Below are 557 nucleotides of genomic sequence, written 5' to 3'. Positions count from 1 at the left end.
AAGGCGAAGGCGGCGAAGATCATCCTCGAGATCGAGATCGGCGTGGTCGGCGGCGAGGAGGACGGCGTCGAGAACGAGATCAACGACAAGCTGTTCACCTCGGATGAGGATTTCGCGAAGACCGTCGACGCGCTCGGCGCGGAGGGGTATCTGCTGGCGGCGACGTTCGGCAACGTCCACGGCGTGTACAAGCCGGGGAATGTGAAGCTGCGGCCGGAGGTGCTGCGGGACGGTCAGGCGGTGGCGTCGGCGAAGCTGGGCCTGCCGGCGGGGAGCAAGCCCTTCGATTTCGTTTTCCACGGCGGTTCGGGGTCGCTGAAGTCGGAGATCGAGGACTCCCTGAGCTATGGCGTGGTGAAGATGAACGTCGACACCGATACGCAGTACGCGTTCACCCGGCCGGTGGCCGGGCACATGCTGTCGAACTACGACGGGGTGCTCAAGATCGACGGTGAGGTCGGTAACAAGAAGGTCTACGACCCCCGCTCCTACCTGAAGAAGGCGGAGACGTCGATGGCCGAGCGGGTCGTCGAGGCGTGCAACGACCTGCACTCCGC

At 64.6% G+C, this 557-nt stretch carries 1 protein-coding gene; it reads left to right on the top strand.

The annotated features are described in order from the left end of the window. A partial coding sequence (locus LB823_RS23565) for a class II fructose-bisphosphate aldolase (protein ID WP_224652193.1) occupies positions 1 to 557 on the top strand: 557 nt, incomplete at both ends.

The sequence above is a fragment of the Tsukamurella sp. M9C genome, from assembly GCF_020169415.1.
In the GTDB taxonomy this organism is placed as follows: domain Bacteria; phylum Actinomycetota; class Actinomycetes; order Mycobacteriales; family Mycobacteriaceae; genus Tsukamurella.
The sequence above is the reverse complement of the archived record's forward strand: the minus strand, read 5'-3'. Positions and strand labels throughout refer to the sequence as shown.